At 43.2% G+C, this 3,308-nt stretch carries 3 protein-coding genes and 2 pseudogenes; 4 read left to right on the top strand and 1 reads right to left on the bottom strand.

Translation table 11 applies throughout. The features are described 5' to 3' along the window. Positions 1-238 precede the first annotated feature (238 nt). The 4 genes and pseudogenes from FU672_RS24685 to FU672_RS24670 form a co-directional block, all read left to right on the top strand. Positions 239-382: pseudogene (locus FU672_RS24685) on the top strand (helix-turn-helix domain-containing protein); the annotation flags it as partial. 84 nt (positions 383-466) lie between these two features. Then, complete coding sequence (locus FU672_RS24680) at positions 467-898, top strand: hypothetical protein (protein WP_148245215.1); 432 nt, start codon at positions 467-469, stop codon at positions 896-898. A 229-nt stretch (positions 899-1,127) separates the two neighbouring features. Further along, entirely contained in the window at positions 1,128-1,352 is a 225-nt protein-coding gene (locus FU672_RS25505) for a glycoside hydrolase family protein (RefSeq protein WP_148245216.1), read from the top strand. A 132-nt stretch (positions 1,353-1,484) separates the two neighbouring features. Further along, positions 1,485-2,525: a hypothetical protein gene (locus tag FU672_RS24670; RefSeq protein ID WP_148245214.1), complete on the top strand. Its 1,041-nt coding sequence runs from the start codon at positions 1,485-1,487 to the stop codon at positions 2,523-2,525. A 412-nt stretch (positions 2,526-2,937) separates the two neighbouring features. Here FU672_RS24670 and FU672_RS24665 read toward each other — a convergent pair. Beyond that, positions 2,938-3,206 (bottom strand): annotated as a pseudogene (locus FU672_RS24665) (integrase core domain-containing protein); the annotation flags it as partial. Positions 3,207-3,308: the final 102 nt, after the last annotated feature.

Below are 3,308 nucleotides of genomic sequence, written 5' to 3'. Positions count from 1 at the left end.
CAGCAGTCAGCTAAGAAATAACTCAAAGGCGGCCAGAGTAGTTGACGCGTATCGGCCAAGGTAGTTGACGTCTAATACGCCATTACGATGTGTATACAGGCGAGCATTTCAGACACGTCACAGATATTCAGGTTGCCTAGTTCAAAACACACCTGTAGCCCCTTTCGCCGGTGTACAAGTCCGGGGACATGGTAGACACTTACAATTAAGGCATAAGAACCCGTTAATGGAGTCGCTTATTCCTTGGGATGCGAGAGATACCATGTCATTACGTACCGGGTTTGTGCTGTTCGCCTCGCAGGATGGGGTGAACATCCGTTCCCTTTACCGCCACTTCGGCATTTCACCTGCCACTGGCTATAAGTGGCTTCGCCGCTGGGCTGCAGCGCAACCGCCGCCAGAGCAACCTGAAATTGGTTTGATCGATCATTTTAATAACAGCGATAGCTAATGACTATTAAACATATTGTCACCGATCGATAATAACCATTTTTCCTGGATGGTTTTTGGGCGTACTGTCGTCAGCAGTAACAAAATACCTCTCAGGGAGTATCGCCATCCGGACGGCTTACGTCTGGAGCTTACTGAGAAAACTTCACCAAATTTCGGAGCACTAGTGATGTCTGTTGCGGTTCAGCCTCACGTTAGCATCATTGTGGCCTCGCTCTGGGGTGCACTCGTATGGGTGATGACGCATAAAAAGCAGTTTGTGGCTTTTTGTATTTCCTTTTTAATGGGCATTCTGGGCGCTGATGTGACGCTTGAAGTGATTAAAACGATAATTACTGGAGTTTTCTCGGATGAACGGGCTGTGGGAGCATTTTTCTGCAGTGCGTTAGTCATCCCCCTGATCCACCGGTTCAGCCTGCTGCGAAATCAGCAAAAAAATGAAAAATAAGGGCCAGCAATATTTTAAATAATTGATATTTCCGGATGAATTAACTGTATGAAAAAGTATTTTCAGACCTCATTCCTTAAATGAATGACCTTTTCAAAGACAGAATCTGTCTGAAATATTTATAAAATTGAATCAACCAGTACCTGATAAGCTCTTCCTCTGAAAGAAAGCGTTTCGCCACTCCGGTATTTGTGGACGACATAAAAGGATAAACTAAAAATTAGTGAGCATGGGCTTAATCTCATTAAACAACGTCAGCAGGCCTGTCAGTGATCCGCAGGCGTGTGGACTGTCGGCTACGGGCACACTGCCGGGAAAACTCAATGCCGGGGATTATGACGGTGCGACAGATGAGTTCCTGCGCTGGGTTCATGCCGGCGGAGAGTCGCAGCCGGGACTGGTACGGCGAAGGGAGGCGGAAAGAAAATTATTTATGCCCGATAATAATATTTAAATAAATACTATTGCGATTTTTTTGCCTGCACGGGCAGTTATTTCATTGCGGCCGTTTTTTTGCTTCCCGCGAAAGAAAGCGAAAATAAACTATTTTCAGTTGATAAGATTAACTCATTAAAAGGTAAAATCCATGACCACACTAACTTATGATGACCCCAACGATATTGATAGCGTTGAATTAACTATCCAGACTGTATCGGGACACAATTCTCCGGTTATATATGCAAACGGCAGGAATCAACTTCCTGTTGAGGTTATAGCCAAAGCATTCAAGAAAAATGATGATGGAGATGATGTTGTACTAAATTTCGCTGATGAAACCTGGAACCATATTTTAAATCTGCGTCACGCCGAATCTGATGAAAAATTGAACTGGCTCGGTAACTCAGGATGGTGTTTTACCGCAACAGAAAATGATTTCAGCCGGGAGGTTCAGACCGGGGAAGTTAAAAATTGGCTACCATCAGAACGCGCAGCCCTCTCCGATGGTAGTAAACAAATTATTATGTATGTTTACACATTCAATAACGAATCCAGACGCATCGCTGTTAGCATTGACACGGATAACGGAAAACATTTCACCACAGCGGATGCATCCTCTGGTGCTGAACAAATGTCTGTAAGCGTCAGCACATTGTTCTCCCGGGATTACACTACCGCCGACATTACCACTTCCTCTGATGACTTAGGCAAGGGGGAGGCCGTTTACTCAAAAGACAGTTATGTCTACCTTACCTCCCATCAAACGAATTATTATTTTTCACTTAAAAGCAATTATAATTATATTTTTAAATACGTGTATTCTTCTTACGCAGGAAGCGATAATGAAAACCAGCTCAGCATGTACTGGTCTTTCTGGGAATTTGCCGGGGGGTTGTACGTTGGATACGCATGGCCACAAAACCTGAGCTCACCTCACGGTGTTAATCTTTATGATCCCCAAAATTATACTTTCAGTGAAGCTATTTCTGTATCGCGTCAAAATACAGTTGCATTTACAGTTCTGGAATACACTGCTAACAGGACTGTTGAATATATTAGAGATGTGTTTAAACAAAGCGGGAATTCATCTACCTGGGGAACCACACTTAAAGTCTTCGATCAGTTTGGTGAGTCCGGACATTTCAAGATCAATTATGGAAGTTCTTCCGTCTGGTTGGAGAATATTTAACAACCAGGCTCATAGTTAAACTATGAGCCTGTGTTTTTATATTTTTATATAAAACCATAAGATGCCCTCTTAATTAGCAACCTTCTATTGGGGCCTAAAAAGATTCAATCTAGATGGGAGTGCATGTGAACGTCAGCTTTGAGCGAGGAACGGAAGTTCTCTTTCAGGAGAACCAAATCTACATGCCACACGTTCCACAAAAGAGGATGGTTTTATATATAGAGATGGCTACAAGTTGATGATCTTTGGAGGGTGTAAAATTACATAACAAGCAACGCTATTTTCGCAACAAAGGAAATATATATGCAAAAACAACAGCACACGCATACGTTCATATCGATGCGAATTAATTTAATTGTGTGATTCATAGACATCGTTTCAATTTTCTCAGCTCAATTTAAAGCTTGTAATTCTATTCCTGTATATGCTCTTCATTGGGCTGATAGTTTGCGTGAACGGCATCGGAGTATGGCGTTTTCTCAGCAAGTTCAAAGTAGCGCTCCATCGGGTTTTACCGTTGTGAGCGCTATGAGGACGTTCCCAGTTATAGTAATGTTGCCATTCTGCCAGCTGGTCCTTCAGGCCATCAGTTGAGATGTCTATGGTAGCGTAAAACTCAGCTTTGTCTGTCTTTTGAGAACGCTCAACTTTGCCATTAAGATGAGGCGAAGCTGGTTTATTTGTAAGCGTCAAGTCACTGCCGCCCGTGATTCTGGTTCCGGGAGCGCTAGCTTAGAGCTCCGTCTAATCCAGAAAGAGCTCTATTCATGGAACACACAGCCG

Origin of the sequence: Enterobacter asburiae (assembly GCF_008080435.1) — a bacterium.
Classification (GTDB): domain Bacteria; phylum Pseudomonadota; class Gammaproteobacteria; order Enterobacterales; family Enterobacteriaceae; genus Enterobacter; species Enterobacter asburiae_C.
This window is presented reverse-complemented; position numbering and strand designations above follow the sequence as displayed.